Origin of the sequence: Rhodococcus sp. FH8 (genome assembly GCF_019266085.1) — a bacterium.
Lineage (GTDB): Bacteria > Actinomycetota > Actinomycetes > Mycobacteriales > Mycobacteriaceae > Rhodococcus_F > Rhodococcus_F qingshengii.
Genome location: NZ_LPNQ01000057.1, coordinates 73,849 through 95,152, shown reverse-complemented (window position 1 = coordinate 95,152; position 21,304 = coordinate 73,849). Strand labels below are relative to the sequence as shown.

At 62.8% G+C, this 21,304-nt stretch carries 20 protein-coding genes; 8 read left to right on the top strand and 12 right to left on the bottom strand.

Annotated features, from left to right (window positions below):
* Positions 1 to 9 precede the first annotated feature (9 nt).
* The gene (locus ATN38_RS03060; RefSeq protein ID WP_218747576.1) at positions 10 to 1,116 is read left to right on the top strand and encodes a winged helix DNA-binding domain-containing protein; all 1,107 of its coding nucleotides are present in this window, start codon (positions 10 to 12) and stop codon (positions 1,114 to 1,116) included.
* Here ATN38_RS03060 and ATN38_RS03055 read toward each other — a convergent pair.
* Together ATN38_RS03055 and ATN38_RS03050 are read right to left on the bottom strand one after the other, a co-directional pair.
* Positions 1,109 to 1,972 carry a hypothetical protein gene (locus ATN38_RS03055; RefSeq protein ID WP_003945080.1) on the bottom strand — a complete coding sequence of 288 codons (864 nt, stop codon included), beginning with the start codon at positions 1,970 to 1,972 and terminating at the stop codon, positions 1,109 to 1,111. The two genes, ATN38_RS03060 and ATN38_RS03055, sit on opposite strands and share 8 nt — an antisense overlap.
* Entirely contained in the window at positions 1,962 to 2,660 is a 699-nt protein-coding gene (locus tag ATN38_RS03050) for a metallophosphoesterase (protein ID WP_042923373.1), read from the bottom strand. Before ATN38_RS03050 ends, ATN38_RS03055 begins: the two co-directional genes overlap by 11 nt.
* Before the next feature lie 71 nt (positions 2,661 to 2,731).
* On the opposite strand from ATN38_RS03050, the gene ATN38_RS03045 reads away from it, so the two are divergent.
* Entirely contained in the window at positions 2,732 to 3,316 is a 585-nt protein-coding gene (locus ATN38_RS03045; protein WP_007736116.1) for a suppressor of fused domain protein, read from the top strand.
* Between the two features lie 25 nt (positions 3,317 to 3,341).
* Here ATN38_RS03045 and ATN38_RS03040 read toward each other — a convergent pair whose 3' ends face one another.
* Complete coding sequence (locus ATN38_RS03040) at positions 3,342 to 3,788, bottom strand: SRPBCC family protein (RefSeq protein ID WP_007736117.1); 447 nt, start codon at positions 3,786 to 3,788, stop codon at positions 3,342 to 3,344.
* Between the two features lie 134 nt (positions 3,789 to 3,922).
* Positions 3,923 to 4,993, bottom strand: a complete 1,071-nt coding sequence (locus tag ATN38_RS03035) for a magnesium and cobalt transport protein CorA (protein ID WP_007736118.1) — start codon at positions 4,991 to 4,993, stop codon at positions 3,923 to 3,925.
* 158 nt (positions 4,994 to 5,151) lie between these two features.
* Between ATN38_RS03035 and ATN38_RS03030 the strand changes: the two genes are divergently transcribed.
* The 4 genes from ATN38_RS03030 (at position 5,152) to ATN38_RS03015 (ending at position 8,613) form a co-directional block, all read left to right on the top strand.
* Positions 5,152 to 6,006 (top strand): PHP domain-containing protein, encoded by an 855-nt coding sequence (locus ATN38_RS03030; RefSeq protein ID WP_007736119.1) that lies wholly within the window; start codon positions 5,152 to 5,154, stop codon positions 6,004 to 6,006.
* Positions 6,003 to 6,617, top strand: a complete 615-nt coding sequence (locus ATN38_RS03025) for a MarC family protein (RefSeq protein WP_164490628.1) — start codon at positions 6,003 to 6,005, stop codon at positions 6,615 to 6,617. Before ATN38_RS03030 ends, ATN38_RS03025 begins: the two co-directional genes overlap by 4 nt.
* A gap of 3 nt (positions 6,618 to 6,620) precedes the next feature.
* Positions 6,621 to 7,013 carry a hypothetical protein gene (locus ATN38_RS03020; protein WP_007736120.1) on the top strand — a complete coding sequence of 131 codons (393 nt, stop codon included), beginning with the start codon at positions 6,621 to 6,623 and terminating at the stop codon, positions 7,011 to 7,013.
* A 406-nt stretch (positions 7,014 to 7,419) separates the two neighbouring features.
* The gene (locus ATN38_RS03015) at positions 7,420 to 8,613 is read left to right on the top strand and encodes an NADP-dependent malic enzyme (RefSeq protein WP_003945072.1); all 1,194 of its coding nucleotides are present in this window, start codon (positions 7,420 to 7,422) and stop codon (positions 8,611 to 8,613) included.
* Between the two features lie 73 nt (positions 8,614 to 8,686).
* On the opposite strand, the gene ATN38_RS03010 is transcribed toward ATN38_RS03015, so the two are convergent.
* From ATN38_RS03010 to ATN38_RS02995, 4 genes are read right to left on the bottom strand one after another with little or no spacing between them, the layout of a single operon-like run.
* Positions 8,687 to 9,376 (bottom strand): ABC transporter permease, encoded by a 690-nt coding sequence (locus ATN38_RS03010; protein WP_003945081.1) that lies wholly within the window; start codon positions 9,374 to 9,376, stop codon positions 8,687 to 8,689.
* Complete coding sequence (locus ATN38_RS03005) at positions 9,373 to 10,056, bottom strand: ABC transporter permease (protein WP_007736121.1); 684 nt, start codon at positions 10,054 to 10,056, stop codon at positions 9,373 to 9,375. The genes ATN38_RS03010 and ATN38_RS03005 overlap by 4 nt, the downstream gene beginning before the upstream one ends.
* Positions 10,057 to 10,060: 4 nt before the next feature.
* Positions 10,061 to 11,206 (bottom strand): ABC transporter ATP-binding protein, encoded by a 1,146-nt coding sequence (locus ATN38_RS03000; protein ID WP_003945084.1) that lies wholly within the window; start codon positions 11,204 to 11,206, stop codon positions 10,061 to 10,063.
* Positions 11,207 to 11,210: 4 nt separating this feature from the next.
* The gene (locus ATN38_RS02995; protein ID WP_003945094.1) at positions 11,211 to 12,149 is read right to left on the bottom strand and encodes an ABC transporter substrate-binding protein; all 939 of its coding nucleotides are present in this window, start codon (positions 12,147 to 12,149) and stop codon (positions 11,211 to 11,213) included.
* A gap of 203 nt (positions 12,150 to 12,352) precedes the next feature.
* Here ATN38_RS02995 and ATN38_RS02990 point away from each other — a divergent pair, with 203 nt between their 5' ends.
* The gene (locus ATN38_RS02990; protein WP_042923402.1) at positions 12,353 to 13,237 is read left to right on the top strand and encodes an ABC transporter substrate-binding protein; all 885 of its coding nucleotides are present in this window, start codon (positions 12,353 to 12,355) and stop codon (positions 13,235 to 13,237) included.
* A 22-nt stretch (positions 13,238 to 13,259) separates the two neighbouring features.
* Here the strand turns inward: ATN38_RS02990 and ATN38_RS02985 are convergent, their stop codons facing one another.
* From ATN38_RS02985 to ATN38_RS02975, 3 genes are all read right to left on the bottom strand, one after another.
* Positions 13,260 to 14,201: an alpha/beta hydrolase fold domain-containing protein gene (locus tag ATN38_RS02985; protein WP_007736126.1), complete on the bottom strand. Its 942-nt coding sequence runs from the start codon at positions 14,199 to 14,201 to the stop codon at positions 13,260 to 13,262.
* Between the two features lie 63 nt (positions 14,202 to 14,264).
* Positions 14,265 to 15,095: an SDR family oxidoreductase gene (locus tag ATN38_RS02980; RefSeq protein ID WP_007736128.1), complete on the bottom strand. Its 831-nt coding sequence runs from the start codon at positions 15,093 to 15,095 to the stop codon at positions 14,265 to 14,267.
* Positions 15,092 to 16,666 (bottom strand): NAD(P)/FAD-dependent oxidoreductase, encoded by a 1,575-nt coding sequence (locus tag ATN38_RS02975; protein WP_218747574.1) that lies wholly within the window; start codon positions 16,664 to 16,666, stop codon positions 15,092 to 15,094. The genes ATN38_RS02980 and ATN38_RS02975 overlap by 4 nt, the downstream gene beginning before the upstream one ends.
* A 71-nt stretch (positions 16,667 to 16,737) precedes the next feature.
* On the opposite strand from ATN38_RS02975, the gene ATN38_RS02970 reads away from it, so the two are divergent.
* Positions 16,738 to 17,367 (top strand): TetR/AcrR family transcriptional regulator, encoded by a 630-nt coding sequence (locus ATN38_RS02970; RefSeq protein ID WP_218747572.1) that lies wholly within the window; start codon positions 16,738 to 16,740, stop codon positions 17,365 to 17,367.
* 72 nt (positions 17,368 to 17,439) lie between these two features.
* Here ATN38_RS02970 and ATN38_RS02965 read toward each other — a convergent pair whose 3' ends face one another.
* Positions 17,440 to 21,192, bottom strand: coding sequence for a multifunctional oxoglutarate decarboxylase/oxoglutarate dehydrogenase thiamine pyrophosphate-binding subunit/dihydrolipoyllysine-residue succinyltransferase subunit (locus ATN38_RS02965; protein WP_218747570.1), 3,753 nt, complete (start codon positions 21,190 to 21,192; stop codon positions 17,440 to 17,442).
* Between the last annotated feature and the right edge of the window lie 112 nt (positions 21,193 to 21,304).

Genomic DNA, 21,304 nt, shown 5'->3' with positions numbered 1-21,304 from the left:
GAGTTGTCGATGGCTGCACTGATCACCGATCGCGAGCTCAACCTGGCGACTCTGGCGCGGCAGTTCCTGCTGCGGAGGGCCGAGGTCAGTGCGTTGGATGCGATCGAGCACCTGGCAGGTCTGCAGGCCCAGGCGCCGAACCCGCCCTACCTGGCGCTGTGGGCGCGGCTGAAGAACTTTGCGGCAGAAGACCTCTCCATCCTTGTCGAGAAGCGCCAGGTGGTGCGGCTTGTTGCCATGCGGGGCACGGTCTTTGCTCTTTCGGCCGCGGATGCGGGCCCATTCCGGGCCACGGTTCAGACGATCATGGAACGCGATCTCCACACCAACAGCACACAGCGTGCGGCGCTCACCGGGTTGGATCTCGACGCTCTGGCGCAGGCGGGACGGGACCTCGTAGCGGACGGGCCGCTCACCCAAATGCAGATGAGGCCTCTACTGGCGGAGCGCTTTCCCGGCCACGCGCCAGAAGGGTTGGCACACGGAGTTCGCGGACTGTTGCCGATGGTGCAGGTTCCACCGCGAGGGTTGTGGGGCCAATCCGGCGCACCGGCGCTGACGACGTTGGAGAATTGGCTGGGCGCAGAAGTGGATTCGATTCCGGTGCCCGACACACTGGTGCTGCGTTACCTGGCCGCGTTCGGCCCCGCGAGCGTGAAGGACGCTCAGGCGTGGTCGGGTCTGACCAGACTCGCCGAAGTCTTCGAGAGGCTACGTCCCGGCTTGATCACCTTTGTCAACGCGAAAGGGGCCGAGGTGTTCGACCTGCCGGATGCGCCACGACCGAACTCCGGAACACCGCCGGTCAGAATCCTTGCTCCGTTCGACAACATCCTGCTCTCGCACGCCGACCGCTCGCGAATCATGGACGAGCAGTACCGAACTCGCGTCTTCACCGTCAACGGCATCGTCAAGCCCGCCATCCTGGTGCGCGGAAAGGTGGTGGGATTCGCGACGGTGACGCCGGACAAGGAGACGGTCGAATTGGGCGCGACTCTGTTTGCGCAGCAACCGAAGACCGCGCTCGCATCCATCGAGAAGGAAGCGCGTGCGTTGCTGAAATTCATGCACCCGAAGATCCCGAACCGAGAGGTGCGGTTCGCTGTCGCTACGTAGCGGGCTTGTGCTTTCGCGGTGCTCGATCGCGTAGTTCGGCCACGATCTCGTCGTTCCACATGTGACGCCGCACCAGTCGGTACCGCTCCCGGGCGATCCACAAGTAGGCCTCGGCGTCGGTGTGCTCGGGCAACATGTCGGCACCCCGCAGCATTCGCACGACGGGCAGAAACTCCTCGCCGAACCAGCGGCGGGCGACGGTGTCTCGGCCGAGGAACTCACCCTTCTCCTGCATGAGCCGAAAACCCCACGCCTCCACACACTCACTGAGTTCGGCGTACTCCCACGGGTCGGTGACCTGGACGGCTTCGCGTTGTGAACCCTGCAGCGGAACGCGGGTGAGGAAGAGTCGGCGATGGTCCTTGATGAGCAGATCGGCGCGCTGAGTGATGCCTTCCGGCGAGATACGCGTGATGATCTCGGTGACGTACGCGTCGATTGTCTTCTGGTGCATCGCACACGCAATGGACACTCGGTGGTGTCCGTCGATCACGAAGTGCATGGAGCCGACACGGTACAACTGAACGGGTGGCACCGATTCGCCGCGTCGTTGCGCCACGGCAAGCCGTTCCCAACGCGCACGAGAGTGAGTTGACGTCGGCCGGAAGTACCTGTCGAAATCACCTGTGCGGTCGACACTTCCGACGATCGATTCGATGGTGACGACCTGCAGACCCAGAGACTTCTCGCCGACCTTGCCCAGAGCTGCGACAACCTCGTCGAACGGCAGGATCGCGTTGACGTCGTCGGGTTCGCGTCGTAGCCAACTGACCAGACGGGCAACGTCGGCACGTCGACGCTGACGAGCGAAGTCGTTCTCCGCGTCGGCTGTGGGAAATCCGGTGTCACGAGCCATGTCGGCGCCTCACGATCGTCGGCGGAGTACCTGGGGAAATCTCCATCAGCGTGAAGCCGACGGTATTGAGCACGATAGTCCGGCCTACCGCCAGATCGAGAGGGGTTCGCCCGTGCGGGTGGATGTGTCCGTGGACCATCACCGTCGGATCGAGGTTGTGAATCAAAGGCGTGAAGCATTCGAACCCTCGATGTGGCCGATCCTCGGCGTCGCCGACACCGCGGGCGGGGCTGTGGGTGAGCAGCACATCCACGCCCGCCCGGCCGCCGGGAAGCCGCGATTGCCAGGCGTTTCGCCAGGCGAGCGAGCGAGCGCGTCGGCTCTGCTGGCGCTCGGACCACTGATTGGGACCCGTGTTGTATCGGATGGAACCACCGAGGCCCGCGATCCGCAGACCGGCGACGGTCACGATGCGTCCGTCGGCGTTGACTGCGCCGGTAGGCCCTGGCCACTGCGCCGGCATCCCGGCCCGCGTCCAACCCGATCTCTTGTTCGAATATCCGGACAGATCGGCGTCGTGGTTCCCGGGAACGAACACGCAAGGCGCATTCAGTTGGTCAGACAGGTACTCCAGATAAGCAAACGGCAGATCGCCCGCGCCCAGGATCACGTCGACTCCGAGTGAACGAACCTGACTGCTCCACAGGAATTCGACAGTCTCGTCGCTGACAGCGAGAACGGAGACCATTTCGACGACGCTACCGCCACCGCGAGGTATCTGCGCTGCGAACCTCGCGGGCACGGTGTTTAGATGGACGAGTGTCAGACAGCGTCGTATCTTCCGTCCGGGCCCATCTCGTCAGCAGCATCGAGGGGCCGGACCCCACCGCGGCCTCGGTGACGTTCCTCGGTGTCGAACCGCTGGACGTGCTGCGTTTCGAATCACCCGACGGCCTGGTCCGCTACGTCACACTGGGGTGCTCGCGTCATCCGATGGGCGACCCCAACGAACTGGTCGCAGACCCCACACGCGGACCCCGCGCCGAGTTGGTACTCACGCTGCGCGGTGGCACCGGTGTGGCGTCAGGTGTGGCCAGGACGCTCGCGGTGCTGGCTGCGGCGCCGTCCGTCGAAGGGGTCGTGCTGCTCGAGGACGCACTGTTGGACCTGGGTGAGCCGCTGTGGAAGGACACTGCGTTCACGGCGGTGCTTCTCGGTGACAGCGGGATCGAAGACCTGACGCTGCCGGAGCCGTTCGACCCGGTGCGCTTCCTTGGTGTGGTCCCCCTGACCGGTACCGAAGCCGCCTGGGTGCGTCTGCGCGGCGCGGAGGCACTGAGGGAAGCGTGGACCGAGGCGGGGATCGACATCCGCGATCCGCACCGTTCTGCTGCCTCGCTCTAGCTGCGCTGGCGCTTTGTCCGTCAGATCATTCGGCGTGCACGAGGATGTCCGCCAAGTTCTCGAGACTTACCCGAACCGTCCGTGAAAATGCTTTCGTGACGATCGGGTCGGCCATCTTGCCGAATACTCCTCCCAGGCCGCTTTCGCTGTCGAGTCGGTAGGTGACCCGAGTGCCGTCACCGACTTCTTCGCAGGTCGTGGTCTGCGAGAAGCTGACCGGACTTTCGACGGACGTCGATTTCGACGATCTCGGTGGGTCGTACTCGGTGAATTCGGATGTCCACTCGAGACGCTTGCCCAGGATTCGCGAGACACCGTGCCAGCGGCTTCCCACGCCCATCGGGCCGTCGGTGATCTGTTTGCACTCGACCATCGAATTCTCCCAGTTGGGCCAGTTCTCGGCGACGGCGATGTACTCCCAGACGTCCTTGGGTGGCAACGCGATCTCCACGGATTGCTCGACTGTAGGCATGGTTGCTCCTCCACTTCTCCTTGGATCTGAATTTGCTTGTCGCAAAATGGATTTCGGGAACGGAATGAAAATGCGTACCCATATCCATTGTCCGCCTGCGACGGTGGCAAGTACAGGGAGTCAGCGTGCGAGGTTCACAGCCAGTTGTTGCGACGGAAGAGAAAGAACAAGCCGACACACACCGACGCGATGAGGAACAGGATGGACTGATAGCCGTACTTGTAACCGAGTTCCGGCATGTTCTCGAAGTTCATCCCGTAGATACCGGCAACGCCGGTCGGCACGGCGGCGATAGCGACCCACGCGGAGATCTTGCGCATGTCGGTGTTTTGCTGCACCGCGATCTTCGCGAGTGCGGCGTCGACCAGCGAACTCAACACCTCGTCGTATTCCGAGATACGTTCGGCCACGATCGTGTGGTGATCTCGTACGTCACGGAAGTATCGCCGGATCTCCTTCGGGACGAGGCCGCCCGCGGGCTGGGTCAGCTGGAGCAGTGGCAATCCGAGTGGAGTGACCGAGCGTCGTAGTTCGACGATTTCACGTTTGAGCAGGTAGATGTGCTCGACGGCAACGGTGTTCCGCGGGTTGAACACCAACTCTTCCATGCTGTCGACGTCCTGTTCGACGAGTTGGATGACGGAGAGATAGCTGTCGACGACGTGGTCGGTGATCGCGTGCAACACCGCGAACGGGCCCATGGTGAGGCGCTCGGGGTTCTGCTCGAGTGACTTGCGCACGCTTGCCAGTTCGGAGTGATCCCCGTGCCGGACGGTCACCACGAAGTCGGGGCCGACGAACACCATGATCTCGCCGGTTTCGACGATCTCGCTCGCCGTCGCGACGGACTCGTGCGGCACGTAGACGACCGTGCGCAGCACCAGGAACATGACGTCGTCGTAGCGTTCGAGTTTCGGGCGCTCGTGTGCATGGACGGCATCCTCGACCATCAGCTCGTGGAGTCCGAAAGTTGCTGCGACATCTTGCATCTGACCTTCGTCGGGAGCGTGCATTCCCACCCAGACGAACGCGTTGTCGCGACTACGAACCTCGGCCAACGCAGCGCGGTGCGTGTACTTGCCCGGCAACCGCACGCCGTCCACGTAGACCGCGCAGTCGACGATCGCGCGGGCTGCCGGAACGGGGATCTTGGGCGCATCGGCTTGCGTCGATTTGCCGTTCGACCAATTCGGCAGTGACGGCATGGTTGGCACGCTCGCTCCTTCTCGGTCTGTAATGCAGGGGAACGGCACTACAGCGACACCTGATCGAATTGCGCTGCCGCTGCGGCGTAATCGTACGTCAGCTTCCGGCTCGCCCACCGGAGCGCGATGAAGTTGCCGATTGCTGACACACTGGAACAGTGCGAATAGATCTTCACACCCACTCCAACGCATCGGACGGCACCGACACCCCGGCTGCCCTCATGCGCGCCGCAGCCGACGCCGGACTCGACGTCGTCGCCATCACCGATCACGACACGACTTCGGGCTGGGCCGAGGCGGCGCAGGCCTTGCCGGCCGGCGTCAGCCTGGTTCGTGGGATGGAGATGTCGTGCGAAGGTCGAGGTGAGCGTGGTTGGCCGGTCGCTGTACATCTGCTTGCGTACCTGTTCGATCCGACGCACCCCGAATTCGCAAAAGAACGTGAGCGACTGCGCGCCGAACGCGTCGAACGTATCCGGGTGATGACGACCATGATGGCGCGTGACGGTCTGCCCGTCGATCCCGATCAGATCCTCGCCGACGCCGGTCCGTCCGTCGGACGCCCGCACGTCGCAGCGGCCCTGATGCGGGCCGGTGTGGTGTCGAGCATCAGCGAGGCCTTCTCCGACCTGTTGTCCAGTCGAGGACGATACGACGTTCCCAAGTACGACACTCCGCTCGAGTACGCCGTCGAACTGGTGGCAGCCGCCGGGGGAGTGACCGTCCTTGCGCATGGACGGGCTCGTTCGCGCGGCGGATTGCTTGCGCTCGATCACATCCGCGATCTGGCCGAGTTGGGTCTCGGGGGTCTCGAAGTCGATCACCCGGACCATCGCAGCGACGATCGTGACGTCCTGCGCCGCCTGGCTGTCGACCTCGGTTTGGCAGTCACCGGATCCTCTGACTACCACGGCGAGAACAAGACGATCGGACTCGGCGACGAGCTCACGGACGAAGCCGAGTTCGACAAACTCGTCTCGGCTGCCACCGGCGTGGAGGTACTGGGGCGCTGATGCTCGACACCACGCTCTACCTCACCGTGTTCATCACGCTGTTCGTGATCATGGACCCGCCCGGAGTCATCCCGGTGTTTTTGTCACTCGTCGGACGTAAAAGTCGTGAAGATCGCAATCGAGCGGCATGGCAGGCCCCCGCCGTCTCCCTGGCGGTCATCTCGGTCTTTGCCATCGGCGGTCAGGCGATCCTCAACTACCTCCACATCGGCATTCCGGCGTTGCAGGGCGCCGGCGGACTACTCCTGCTTCTCATCGCACTCGAACTGCTGACCGGCAAGGCCTCCAACCGTCCGCAGGGAGCCGACGACGTCAACGTCGCACTCGTTCCTCTGGGAACGCCGATGATGGCCGGTCCCGGTGCGATAGCGGCCGTCATCGTCTTTGTCGCCCAGGCCGACGGTGAAGCGGCGTCGTATCTGGCGATCGCGTTGGCGATTCTGTCCATCCACCTCGTGCTGTTCGTGGTCCTGCGCTTCTCGACCGCACTGATCCGGATACTGGGCGAGGGTGGCATCAGTCTGCTGGCACGCATCGCCGGTCTTCTGCTCGCCGCCATCGCGGTTCAACTCATTGCGGAATCAGTCCGCGGATTCGTCGCGGGAGCGTAAGAGATGACATACGACGACAGGTACGACCGGAACGACAGGTACGAGGACGACTACCAGTACCAGGAATATCAGGACTATCAGTACGAAGACGATTACGACTATCCCGCCGACAAACGACAATGGCTGCTGGTCCGCGCTCTACGCGCCCTGAGTGGCACCGTGGCGGCCGGAATCGTGGTCTTGACACTTGTGATCATCGGTTCGGCATATCTGGGCGGCAACCGCGGATTCCCGGGTCCGGGAACAACGTCGATCACCGCGCACATTGCGGCCTCGGTGGTTGCTCTGGCCGCGCAGATCTGGTGCGACCGCAGGCGGGGTATCGCGGCGGTTGCCGGATCGGTGGTCGTGCTCGTGGTGGCGGGGCTGTTGTTGGTGACGCAGTGGTGGGGATGACTGGGTGGGGATGACTGGGTGGGGATGACACGGTGGGGATGACGGCTCGGGTTCGAGTGTGGTGAGGAATCCGACCGCTTGGAGGATTTGATTGTGATCCGACTCTGGTGGCAAACTGGAGTTACTTCGAGGCGGCGCCACAGCCCGGCCCCGAAGTGCAGGTTTCGTCAGAATTTCTCCCGAAACCTAGATTGCATGGATACGCCAGGGCTCACCCGCCCCACACCATGACGCTTCGGATGTATTGCGGCCCACTTTCTCGCGCACGCCGAATGCTCTTCTTCTCAGTAGTCGTTCGCGGAAGAAATGATCTCTGACCGTTGTGAACGTAGTTTCGCACCGGTCCGAAGGATTACTTCCCAGTAACCCAGCCCCGCTTGAGGCTGGACTAATCAGGAGTGTCATCGTGTCCCTCGTGACTGAAGCCATCAACGTACCCAAGGTCGAGTTGACCGACGAAGAAATCTTTGCCGCTCACGTCGGTGGCAAGCTCTCGGTCGAGACCACAGCACCGCTCGATACGCAGCGGGCCCTCTCGATCGCCTACACGCCGGGTGTTGCTCAGGTGAGCCGCGCCATCGCTGCAGACGAAACCCTTGCCGATCGATACACGTGGACCAACCGACTCGTCGTCGTGGTCAGCGATGGCACCGCGGTTCTCGGACTCGGCGACATCGGCCCTCGCGCGTCGCTGCCCGTCATGGAGGGCAAGTCGGCGCTGTTCAAGAACTTTGCCGGACTGAACTCCATTCCGCTGGTTCTCGACACCAAGGATCCCGACGAGATCGTCGAGACACTCATCCGACTGCGTCCGAGCTTCGGCGCGGTCAACCTCGAGGACATCTCGGCGCCGCGTTGCTTCGAGATCGAGAAGCGCGTTATCGAAGCTCTCGACTGCCCCGTCATGCACGACGATCAGCACGGAACCGCCATCGTGGTCCTCGCGGCACTCAAGGGCGCCGTGAAGGTCCAGAGCCGCGACATCACCACACTCAAGGTCGTCATCTCCGGCGCCGGCGCTGCGGGTGTTGCCTGCGCGAACATCCTGCTTGCCGCCGGAATCAGCGACGTCATCGTGCTGGACTCGAAGGGCATCATCTCGGGTGAGCGCAGCGACCTCAACGACGTGAAGGCAGAACTCGCGGCCCGCACCAATCCCCGTGACCTGCATGGTGGTGCCATCGAGGCTCTCGAAGGTGCTGACGTGTTCCTCGGTGTCTCGGCGGGCAAGATCCCCGAGGAGCTCATCGCTTCGATGGCTCCCGAGTCGATCGTGTTCGCACTCTCCAACCCGGACCCGGAGATTCACCCCGAAACCGCGTCGAAGTACGCGGCGATCGTGGCGACGGGCCGTAGTGATTTCCCGAACCAGATCAACAACGTTCTTGCCTTCCCCGGTGTCTTCAAGGGCGCGCTCGACGCCGGCGCCCGTCGCATCACCGAAGGTATGAAGCTCGCTGCCGCCGAGGCAATCCTGTCGGTGGTCGGCGACGAGTTGGCGGCGGACAAAATCGTCCCCAGCCCACTCGACCCTCGCGTGGCACCCGCAGTAGCGGAAGCCGTCGCGGCCGCAGCGCATGCTGAGGGCGTGACCAGCTAAGAGGGACTACGAAAGCCCCGATCGGAACCCGCACACAAGGTTCCGATCGGGGCTTTTTCGTGTGTACCGAGAGCTACAGACGAGTGAGGTCGGGTGTTCGGCGCAGCCTGCCGGTCCCGGGAACCGATGCCCAGACCACCAGCGCCAGTAAGCCGTCCACGACGAGAGCCACAACCGCGACCAGGATTGCGCCGACGACGACTCGGTCGTACTTGTAGAGTGCGAGACCGTCGAAGATGTACCGGCCGAGGCCGCCGAGGTTGACGTAGGCGGCGACCGTTGCCGTGGCAATCACCTGCAGTGTTGCGTTACGCAGTCCGCCGAGAATCAATGGCAGCGCATTGGGTATCTCGACGCGGAAGAGCACTTGGAGTTCGGTCATACCCATCGCCCGTGCGGCCTCGACGACGCCGCGGTCGACGCTGGCGATTCCGGCGTACGTGCCGGCGAGTAGTGGGGGAATACCAAGAATGACGAGGGCGAGAATCGGCGGCATCACTCCCAGACCCATGAGAAGAACGAGGAAGGTCAGCAGGCCGAGAGTGGGCAGTGACCGCAGTGCGTTGACCAGACTGACGACCACGATCTCACCGCGACGCAGATGGCCGATGAGTAATCCGATGGGCACCGCGATCACAGCCGAAAGTGCCACGGCCAGAACGCTGTACCAGAGGTGCTGGAGGATGCGGGTGCCGATTCCGGTGTCGCCGCTCCAATTTCCGGGATCGACGATGAAGTCCCAGGCCCCGGTGAAGATGCTCATACGGGTTCCCCCTCGGCTGACAGGACGGCGGGAACCTTCGACGAGGTCGACGTTCTGGTCCACGGGGTCAGGAATCGGCCGATCAGATACAGGATCAGATCGAGCGCCAGTGCCAGCACGACGATCGCGATGATGCCCGCAACGATCTGGTCGGGATAGTCGCGGTCGTAGCCTTGTTTGAACAGGACTCCAAGCCCGCCGATTCCGATCAGAGATCCGACTGACACCAGCGAAATATTGGTAACGGCAATAACTCTGATGTTCGCGATCATCACCGGCAGCGCCAATGGCAACTCGACCGTCAGAGCGCGTCGTAGTGGTGTGAAACCGACGGCGGTGGAGGCGTCGATGACGTTGTCCGGCACCGAGTCGAGTGCTTCGGGTACTGCCCGGATGAGCAGTGCCGTCGCATACACGCTGAGTGCGATCACGACGTTGAGAGGATCAAGGGTCTTGAGTCCGAACAACTGGGGGATGGTGACGAACAGCGCGAGCGACGGAATCGTGAACGCAATGCTCGCCAGGGTCAACGTGATTCGGCGCAGCCATCTGACGTTGCGGATCGCTGTTCCGACCGGAACGGCAATCAGGAGACCGATCAGCAAAGGAAGCAGTGCCAGATACAGATGGGTCTTCGAGTAATCCACGACCGTCGAGAAATTGTCGATGAGCCAGCGCATGCCGCTACGACCCGAATCCCTCGGTGAAGGCGACGCGGTTGCGTTCCTCGTCCTCGCGTCGACGCTGATCTGCCAATTTCGCCACGACTTCGGAACCGAGGATCCCGCCGATGACCGCGCCCTCGCCGTCGACGGCAACGCCGATACCGGAAGGCGACGAGATTGCCGCATCGAGTGCTTGGCGGAGATCGCCGCCGGGGGAGAACAGCGAACCACCGGCAGACGTCGACTGAGCAAGGGTTCGTCCCGAGCGCAGGCCTTCGACGCCGGTCACGTCGATCCATCCCTGCGGAGTTCCGTTGTCCGTGACCACGAGAACCCATTCGCCCAATTCGAGACGTAGAGCCTTCAATTCGTTCTCGACGGCCGTGCGTACAGGGTGCAACGGAACCTCGTCGGCAGCGCGGAACGACAATCCCCGATAGCCGCGATCGCGTCCGACGAATCCGGCGACAAAATCCGTTGCCGGAGCGGCCAACACGTCGCGAGGTGCCGCCACCTGCTGAAGCCGCCCGCCGGGACCGAAGACGGCAATGTGATCACCGAGTTTGACTGCCTCGTCGATGTCGTGGGTGACAAAGACGATCGTCTTCTTCAGTTCGCTTTGCAGACGGAGCATTTCGGTCTGCAGATCCTCACGCACGACGGGGTCGACGGCGCTGAACGGCTCGTCCATCAACAGGATCGGCGGATCGGCCGCCAATGCACGCGCAACTCCCACACGCTGTTGCTGTCCACCCGAGAGTTGCCCGGGGTAGCGGGTGGCAAGTGAGATGTCCAGACCGACTCGTTCGAGCACACCCAACGCGGCTTTACGGGCGGCGCGGCGGGACTCACCGCGCAGCACCGGAACCGTTGCGACGTTGTCGATCACGGTGCGGTGCGGAAGCAGGCCGGCGTTCTGGATGACGTACCCGATACCGAGACGCAGTTTCACCGCGTCGGTCTGGGCGATGTCACGACCGTCGACGAAGATCTTGCCCGACGTCGGTGTGATCATCCGGTTGATCATGCGCATCGACGTCGTCTTGCCGCACCCGGACGGCCCCACGAACACCGTGAACGACTCGGCCTCGATGGTGAGATCGAGACGGTCGACGGCGGTGGTGCCGTCCGGATACTGCTTGGTGACGCCCTCGAAGGTGATCACGTGACTACGAGACCGGCTTGTCGAGGCCCTGCGCCGTCACCCACGCCTTGGCCGCCGCTGCCGGCTCCGTCTTGGTGTCGCCGGACACCTGGACGTTGAGTGCCAACAACTCTTCGGTGGTGAGCTTGGCGGACACCGCATCGAGGACTGTCTTCAACTTGTCGGAAGACTTCGACGCGCGCAGCACCGGCACCACGTTCTGAGCCGGGAAATTGTTCTTCGGGTCTTCGAGAACCACGAAGTTGTTCTCCGGGATGGAGGCCGACGTCGTGAAGATGTTTGCCGCGGTGATGTCACCGGAGGAGAGAGCCTTCACGGTTGCCGGTCCACCGCCGTCGGCGATCGGAACGAAGTTGGCTGCCGAGATGTCGAGGCCGTAATTGGACTTCAAACCGGGCAATCCGGCTGGACGTTCCTGGAACTCGGCCGGAGCACCGAACTTGACCTCGGCGGAATGCGGAGCCAGATCGGCGATCGTCTTCAGGTTCCACTTGTCAGCGGTTTCCTTCGTGACGACGACGGCGTCCTTGTCCTCGGCGGATGCAGGCGTCGCAATTGCCAATTCCGACCCGAGAGCTGCGGGAAGAGCAGCGAGGACGTCAGCGGAGCTGGTGGCCGTGCTGTCGGGATCCAAGTACTGCAGGAGATTTCCCGTGTAATCCGGAATGACACTGATGGACCCGTCCTTGAGTGCCGGAATGTACGCCTCGCGGCTGCCGACGTTGAACGACGTGGACACATCGAACCCGTTGACACGCAGTGCTTCGGCGTAGATGTTGGCGATCGTCTCGGATTCGGTGAAGTTGGCGGAGCCGACGACGATCGCGTTGGGATCGCTGTTGGAGTCACCGTCGCTGCTACCGCACGCTGTCAGTGCAGTCAGAGAGACAACGGTTGCCGCGGCTACGAGCCAACGGTTGGAACGAAATCGTGAGGTGCGCATGAGCGTCCTTCCGGTTTTTCGGGCGTCCCGTGTTTCGGGCGTCGGAAACCATTCCCTTGTGGCGAAGCCACCCGAGTGACTCCGACGGCGCCGCCACCGAGTGGCTGCGTCAGGACTGGTTACCGCGCATCGCCCGACAAGTGTAACGATAGGTACCGACATGGCACGGTTTTCGATCCATGGGATTGGATGTGAGGATTTCGGTGAAGAGCACACGCACGAAGTATTCGACTGTTGTTGCAGCACTGATGGTCCTGCCGATTCTCAGCGGATGCGCAAACGGTGATTCGGTGGTAGAGGGTGCCGAAGCGGAGTCTCGTGACCAGATCGTGGTGGCTGCTGACGCATCGGTGGAGAGTTCGGTGTTGGCCGAGGTGTATTCGACGGTGCTCTCCTCCTCCGGCCTGTCGGCTCGCGTCGAATCGGTGGGTGGTGGCCGAAACCAATCACTCGAGGCTCTGGACGCAGCGCGAGTCACTTTGGTGCCCGAGTTCACCGGCGCGCTGCTCGATCACTACGACCCTTCATCCCCGGCCCGCAAGGCCGACGACGTCTTCGAAGCCTTGAGTCGCTCTCTGCCGGAGGGTCTTTCGGTCTCCGACTATGCGATGGCCGAAGATCGTGCGGTCCTCGCACTCGACAACGGATACGCACAGTCGTTGGGAGCGAAGACGATAGAAGCCTTTGCTCCTTCGTGTGCCGCGGCGACGCCGCTCGTCTCCGCGAGATTCGTCGAGGACGGGGCAGTGGAACAGTTGGCCGAGGGCGCCGAGTGTGTCTTCGCCGGTGTCGATCAGGCAACGCCGGCAGACGTACCCGGTGCACAAGTATTCGGAACCACGACGCTGTCGGCGTTGGCACAATCCGATGCCGTCACAGTGCTCGCTGATTCGAATCACGTTCTGGCTGCGCAGAATGTCGTTCCGCTCTTTCGAGCGGGCGCACTGGGAGATTCGGCTGTCAAGGCGCTCAGCGTCGTTGCCGGTGAACTGTCCACCACCGATCTCGCCGCAATGATCGAGCAGGTGCGGACCGGCAAGGCGTCAGCCTCGGAAGTCGCCCGCACCTGGTGGGACACCCGTCAGTGACATGGACGGAGTGGGCCACCCGTCAGTGACTGTTCGAGCCCACTGCTGAACTCGAATCATCCTTGGCACGAATCAGTTTCGATGCGATGAACTGGCCGAGGTCGGAAACGGCGTCTGCTGCTTCCTTCACCAGTGACGCCTGTGCGTGAGCCACGTGCCAGAGTCTTGCGTACTCGACCAGGGACACATCGACGCCGGCAGCGGAGAGCTTGTCGGTGAACGTCATGATCTGCGGGTAGAGGACTTCCTCGGAACCGACGTGAATCCTGGTGGGTGGCAACCCGTCGAGCTTGCCATGCATCGGTGCGTAGCCGGGATCAGTACGGTCGCCTCCGGCAAGGTAGGCGTCGGCGGCGTCGAAGGACCACGCTGTGTTGACCACCAGGTCGGCCTTTTTGGTAGCACCCCGATCGCCGGGATCGACCCACGGTGAGATCAGGGCAAGCGCGCCGGGGGTCACGCCGTGACGCTCGATCAGACGGATAGCGGTCGCCGCGGCCAGGCCGCCACCGGCCGAATCGCCGGCGATGGCAACGCGGTCTTCCGAATAGTCGAACTCGGTGACCAACTGCATGAAGGCTGAGACCGCGTCGTCGAGAGCGGCGGGATACGGATTCTCCGGCGCGAGACGGTAGTCCAAGGTGAAGACCGCACTGGACGACTCACGGGCGAGATGAGCTGCGAGAGAACGGTGTGTGGACAGCGAACCCAGCGTGTACGCCCCGCCATGCAGGTAGAGAACTGCGGTGGGGCGCTCGGTTGCGCCGACGGTGATCTTCTCTGCCGGTCGGCAAGCCAGCTCCAGCGGGCGCACGACGGCGCCCGCTGGAACCTGCTGTAGCGGTGCCCCGGCCTCGAGCAACAGACGTTGAATCCGATACGGCAGCCGCGAGTTGAAAGCCAGACGGAAGTACGGCTTCAACAAGAATGCGACCACGGGCAGCGGAAGGGTGAACGTGCTCACCGGCAGGGCTCCTGACTCTTTGTGCGAACTGCGCTGTGAAACGAACTGCGCTGTGAAACGAACTCAGCTGGACTTGGGCATCATTCGGCCGGCGACGATCGCGACGATGCGCTGGTAGCCCGATCCTACGAGGCGAACCCAGGCGTCGAGTGCGATTGCGTCCATCCCGATGAGAACTCGCGGCTTGCTCTTCCGAACACCGTTGACGATCGTCTTGGCGGCGTCCTCCGGTGTGGTGCGCGCGAGCTTGCGGTCGAAGAACTCGGAGAAGACCGCAAGATCTTCACCTGGGCCTGCGGTGGCGTTGCGTGCGATGGCGGTCTTGATTCCGCCCGGGTGCACACAGGTCACCTTCACCGGGTGCTTGGCGATCAGCATTTCCTGGCGAAGCGACTCGGTGAAACCGCGAACGGCGAACTTGGCCGAGTTGTATGCGCTCTGACCCGGCATCGACAGCAGACCGAAGAGGCTCGACACGTTCACGATGTGCCCGTCGCCGGATGCGATGACGTGGGGGAGGAATGCCTTGGTGCCGTTGACAACTCCCCAGAAGTCGACGTCCATGACACGTTCGAAGTCCTTGAATTCGGACTTCTCGAAAGTGCCGTGGTAGGCGATTCCGGCGTTGTTGTAGATCTGGTTGACCTTGCCGAAATGGGCGACAACCGCGTCGGCGTACTCGAGAACCGCTTCGCGCTGGGTGACGTCGAGATGGTCCGACTTCACCTCGGCGCCGATGGCTTCCACCAGACGCGTTGTCTCGGCGAGCCCGATGGTGTCCACGTCGGAGATTGCCAACTTGGCGCCCTGGCCGGCCAGGTTCAGTGCTAGTGCGCGACCGATGCCCGATCCCGCTCCGGTGATGACTACGACCTTGCCTGCAAAATCACTCATTGTGCTACTGCCTTCTCGTCGTCGAGGTCGATCTGTGAAGTGGTCGCGGTGCCGACGGCGCCAAGATCCGAGGTGGCGACGCTGCGGTATGCCGCGAGGTCGAAATGCTTGGTGGCATTGCGGAACTGGAAGGTGAAGCCAGGCCACAGGGTGGTGTTGTTTCCGTGCTTGTCCATGTACCAGCTGGCGCAACCGCCGTTGTTCCACACGCTCTTGGACATAGCTGCCTGCAGGTCCTTGTTGTACTTGTCCTGCTTGTCCTTGCGCACCTCGATGGTGCCGATGTCGTACTTGTCGATGGTGGCGATCGCGTCGACCAGGTAGCTGATCTGCGACTCGATCATGAAGACCATCGACGAATGTCCGAGGCCGGTGTTGGGTCCGACGAGGAAGAACATGTTGGGGAAGTTGGCAACTGCCGCGCCCTTGTATCCCTGCATGCCGGTCTCTTCGAAGACCTCGGCGAGCGAGCGTCCGTCCTTGCCGAAGATTCCCGCGAAGGTGGGGGAGTCGGTGACGTGGAATCCGGTCGCCACGACGATGGCATCGATCTCACGCGTGGTGCCGGTCTTCGAAACGATCCCGTTGGCGGTGACCTCCTCGATGCCTTCGGTCACCAGGTCGACATTGTCCTGGGCGAGGGTGGGGAAGTAGTTGTTCGAGATCAGCATGCGCTTGCAGCCGATCTGGAAGTTGGGCATGACCTTCTTGCGAAGATCCTTGTCCTTGATCTGGGCCTTCAGGTGACGCTCGGCGGCGAACTGCAGCGGCTTCATGAAGACCGGCGCCTTGGCCAGGCCGACGACCTGCGTCTCTCGCATCCAGTAGATACCGGTGCGGCACAACTTCTGGAAGCCGGGGAGGTACTTGAACGCGAGGTGCTCGATCTTGGTGTACTCGCGGTCTGCGCGGGGCAGGATCCACGGCGCCGTGCGCTGGTACACGTCGAGATGCGAGACCTTCTTGCCGATGGCCGGCACGATCTGGATGGCCGAGGCGCCGGTTCCGATGACGGCCACACGCTTGCCGGTCAGATCGGCGTCGTGGTTCCAACGCGAGGAGTGGAAGATCTCGCCCTTGAAGCCGTCGATGCCCTTGATGTCCGGAAGTGAAGGCTCACACAATGCGCCGACGGCCGAGACGACGATCTTTGCGACGAATTCGCCCTTGTTGGTGCTGACGTGCCACCGAGCAGACGCCTCGTCCCAGCGTGCGGAGAGAACATCGCAGTCGAAGATGTGCTTGTCGAGCACCTTGTGGCGGTTGGCCACCGACTGGATGTACTTGTAGATCTCGGGCTGAGTGGAGAAGGAGCGCGTCCACTCCGGATTGAGTGCAAAAGAGTACGAGTACAAATGCGACGGCACGTCACACGCGGCGCCCGGGTAGCTGTTGTCACGCCAGGTTCCGCCGACGTCGTTGCCGCGCTCGAGAACGACGTAGTCCGTGATGCCGGCCTGTGCCAGTTTGATCGCCGCACCGAGACCGGCGAAACCACTGCCGATGATCAGTGTGCCGACGTGGCGAGTATCCGCGGCAGGTGCTGAGGTATCTGTAACTGGAAGACTCATGTAGGGAACGATATGCCTTTATTGAGTCACGGTCAATAGCTTATTGACGAATATTCAGTAGTCTATTGGGCATGGACGCAGTAAAGCGAACGCGGCTCGACCCTGCGCAACGCCGAGCGCAACTCATCGACCTCGGGGCGCGGATGCTGGCCGAACGGCCGCTCGAACAGATTTCCGTCGAGGACATCGCCGATCAGGCTGGTGTCTCGCGGGGGCTTCTGTTCCACTACTTCGCGTCGAAAAACGAGTTCCATCTGGCGATCGTCCGACACAGCAGTGAACAGATGCTCCAGCGCACCGAACCGAGCGAGTCGGACGATCCGATGCTCACCCTCCGCTCGGTGCTGGCGTCGTACGTCGACTACGTGACCGAGAACCGCAATACCTACGTCTCGCTGCTCCGGGGGACCGCCAGCGGGGATCCGCAGATGCGTGAGGTGTTCGAGCAGACTCGCGACATCATGGCCAAGAGAACCCTCGATCAGCTCCCGAAGATCGGCCTGACTCGAACACCTCAGGTGGAGTTGGCCGTTCGCGGTTGGATCGCGTTTGTCGAGGAAGCCACCATCAGTTGGCTCCGAGCGCCCGCCATCACCCGCGAGGAACTGATCGACCTGACGGTTCAGTCGTTACCTGCGTTGGCACTGGCCGCCGTCGGCTTCGATGCCGGGCCGGATCTGGGTCTGCTGCAAGCGAATTGACGTGAACGCAGAAAGGCCGGGCCCCACACTCCTTGCGGAATGTGGGGCCCGGCCCTTGTCAAATTACTGAGATCAGTTGGTCGGCAGGAACGCCTCGTCCAAGATCTCCTGCTGCTCCACCGCGTGGACCTTGCTCGATCCCGAAGAGGGAGCGGACATCGGACGACGCGAGATGCGCTTGATACCGGTCAAGGTCTCCGGCAGAAGGTCCGGCAGAGCCAGCCCGAGGAACGGCCACGCACCCTGGTTTGCGGGCTCTTCCTGGACCCAACGGAACTGATCCGCATTCGGGTAACGGTCCAGGGTCTCCTTGAGGCGACGCTTCGGCACGGGGTAGAGCTGCTCCATGCGCACGATGGCGATGTCGTCTCGCTCGTCCTTGTGCTTCTTCGCCAGGAGTTCCCAGTACAGCTTGCCGCTGACCAGCAGAACCCGCTTGACCGATTCGCGTGCGCTTTCGCCGCTCTCGTATGCCGGCTCCTCGAAGACCGAACGGAACTTGCCCGTCGTGAAGTCCTCGACGTTGCTGACGGCAGCCTTGTTACGCAGCATCGACTTGGGCGTGAAAACCACCAGCGGACGGCGGATGCCGTCGAGGTGATGGCGACGCAGCAGGTGGAAGTAGCTGGCCGGAGTCGACGGAACCGCAACGGTCATCGAGCCTTCTGCACACAGCTGAAGGAAACGCTCGATGCGACCGGAGGTGTGGTCCGGACCCTGACCCTCGTGACCGTGCGGCAGGAGCAGCACGACGTCGGAGAGCTGACCCCACTTGGCCTCACCCGAAGAGATGAACTCGTCGATGATGGTCTGCGCGCCGTTGACGAAGTCACCGAACTGCGCTTCCCACAGGACCAGAGCGTCGGGGTTACCGACCGAGTAGCCGTACTCGAAGCCCAGACCTGCGTACTCGGTGAGTGCGGAGTCGTAGACCATGAACTTGCCGCCGTTTTCGGCGTCGGCAGCGATCTTGGCGATCGGGCTGTACTCGTTGCCGGTCTTGCGGTCGATGAGGACCGAGTGACGCTGCGTGAACGTTCCTCGCTTGGAGTCCTGACCCGCGAGGCGGATCAAGGCACCCTGCTCGGCCAACGAGCCGAACGCAAGCAATTCTGCGAACGCCCAGTCGACATGTCCCTCACGGGCCATCTCGCGGCGCTTCTCGGCAACCGGCTTGACGCGCGGGTGAACGGTGAAGCCGTCGGGGACGTTGACGAACGCATCACCGATGCGCTCGAGGACCTCGGGAGCGACAGCCGTGGTCAGGCGAGCCGGGGGAGTCTGGTCGAGTTCGACGGACTCGGACGGTTCGGGCTGGAACTTCTCGAGTTCACGGACCTCGTTGAAGACCCGTTCGAGCTGGCCCTGGTAGTCGCGAAGTGCGTCTTCGGCTTCCTTGAGCGAGATGTCACCGCGGCCGATGAGGGACTCGGTGTAGCTCTTACGAACGCTGCGCTTGGTGTCGATGACGTCGTACATGGCCGGCTGGGTCATCGACGGGTCGTCGCCCTCGTTGTGACCGCGACGGCGGTAGCAGATGAGGTCGATGACAACGTCCTTGCCGAACTTCTCACGGAAGTCGACGGCCAGCTGAGCAACCCAGACGCAAGCCTCGGGGTCGTCGCCGTTGACGTGGAAGACCGGTGCGGCGATCATCTTCGCGACGTCGGTGCAGTACTCGGACGAGCGTGAATGTTCCGGAGCGGTGGTGAAGCCGACCTGGTTGTTCACGACGATGTGCACGGTGCCACCGGTGCGGTAACCGCGAAGCAGCGAGAGGTTGAGCGTCTCGGCGACAACACCCTGACCGGCGAATGCAGCGTCACCGTGCAGCATGAGCGGCAGGACGGTGAAGCCTTCTTCGCCCTTGTCGAGGATGTCCTGCTTGGCGCGGACCAGGCCTTCGAGAACCGGGTCGACGGCCTCGAGGTGCGACGGGTTTGCGGTCAAGGAGACAGCGATGTCGTTGTCGCCGAACATCTGGATGTACGTTCCGCTGGCACCCAAGTGGTACTTCACGTCGCCGGAGCCGTGAGCGGCTGCCGGGTTCATGTTGCCCTCGAACTCCGTGAAGATCTTGGAGTACGGCTTGCCGACGATGTTGGCAAGGACGTTGAGTCGGCCACGGTGCGGCATGCCGATGACGACCTCGTCGAGCTGGTGCTCGGCGGCCTGGTCGATCACGGCGTCCATCATCGGGATGACTGCTTCTGCGCCTTCGAGCGAGAAGCGCTTCTGGCCGACGTACTTGGTCTGCAGGAACGTCTCGAAGGCCTCGGCGGCGTTGAGCTTGCTCAGGATGTACTTCTGCTGAGCGACCGAAGGCTTGGCGTGATGGCCCTCGACGCGGTCCTGGATCCACTGACGCTGATCCGTCTCGAGGATGTGCGTGTACTCGACGCCGACGTGGCGGCAGTACGCGTCGCGCAGCACGCTCAACACGTCGCGCAGCTTCATCTTCTCTTGACCGTGGAAGCCGCCGACCTTGAACTCACGGTCCAGATCCCACAGCGTCAGGCCGTGGCTGATGACGTCGAGGTCGGGGTGGCTGTGGAACTTGTCCTTGACGAACTGCAACGGGTCCGTGTCGGCCATGAGGTGGCCGCGGTCACGGTATGCAGCGATCAGTTCGAGAACGCGGGTGTTCTTGTCGACAGCGCCTTCCGGCACGTCCTTGCGCCACCGCACCGGCTCGTACGGGTTGCCGAGCGCGTGGAAGATCTCGTCGTAGAACTCGTCGCTGATCAGCAGGTTGTGGATCGTGCGCAGGAAATCGCCCGACTCGGCACCCTGGATGATGCGGTGATCGTAGGTCGAGGTGAGAGTCATCAACTTGCCGACGCCCATCTCGGCCAGCTTCTCGTCGCTGGCGCCCTGGAACTCGGCGGGGTATTCCATCGCGCCGGCACCGATGATGGCGCCCTGGCCCTTCATCAGGCGAGGAACGGAGTGAACCGTGCCGATACCGCCCGGGTTGGTCAGCGAAATGGTGACGCCGGTGAAGTCTTCGCCGGTGAGCTTGCCTTCACGGGCGCGTCGGACGATGTCCTCGTATGCCGCGTGGAACTGGACGAAGTTCATCGACTCGGTGTTCCGGATGGCGGCAACTACCAGTGAGCGGTTGCCGTCCTTTCCGGGAAGGTCGATCGCGAGTCCGAGATTGGTGTGCTCGGGCGTGACCGCGTTCGGCTTGCCGTCGATTTCGGCGAAGTGCCGGTTCATGTTGGGGAACGCGTTGACTGCCTGGACGATCGCGTAACCCAAGAGGTGGGTGAACGAGATCTTGCCGCCGCGGGTACGCGCGAGGTGGTTGTTGATGACGATGCGGTTGTCGAACATCAGCTTCGCGGGGATGGCACGCACGCTGGTTGCAGTCGGGATCTCGAGCGAGAGCGACATGTTCTTGACGACTGCGGCTGCGGCGCCGCGGAGAACCTTGGTTTCCTCGGCTCCGCCGGCAGGGGCGGGCTTGGCAGTAGCGGCCGCGGGCTTGGCTGCTGCGGGCTGGGCCGGGGCGGCCTTGGCGGCGGGCGCTGCCGTCTTCGCGGGGGCCGGAGCGGCAGCCTTGGCAGCCGGTGCGGTCTTGGGGGCGGGAGGCGTGGCCTTGGGAGCAGCAGGCGGAGCTACAACAGCGGCGGGTGCAGCCGCGTTGCCGTTCGAGGCAGTCCCGTTTCCACCTCCCGTGTTCGCCGAGTCCGGCGAGTAATCGGTCAAGAATTCGTGCCAACTGGGATCCACGGACGACGGATCGTCCTGGAAGCGTTGGTACATCTCGTCAACCAGCCACTGGTTCTGTCCGAATTGGGATGTAGAACTGCTGCTCACGGCAGGTGTTCGCCTCGTTTCTATTTCGGTACCCGATCAGAGCGCCTATATACATGAGATTAGCCCGAGCGTGTGACGAGCAATTGTGCGGCACACAATTTGTGAGCTGTCT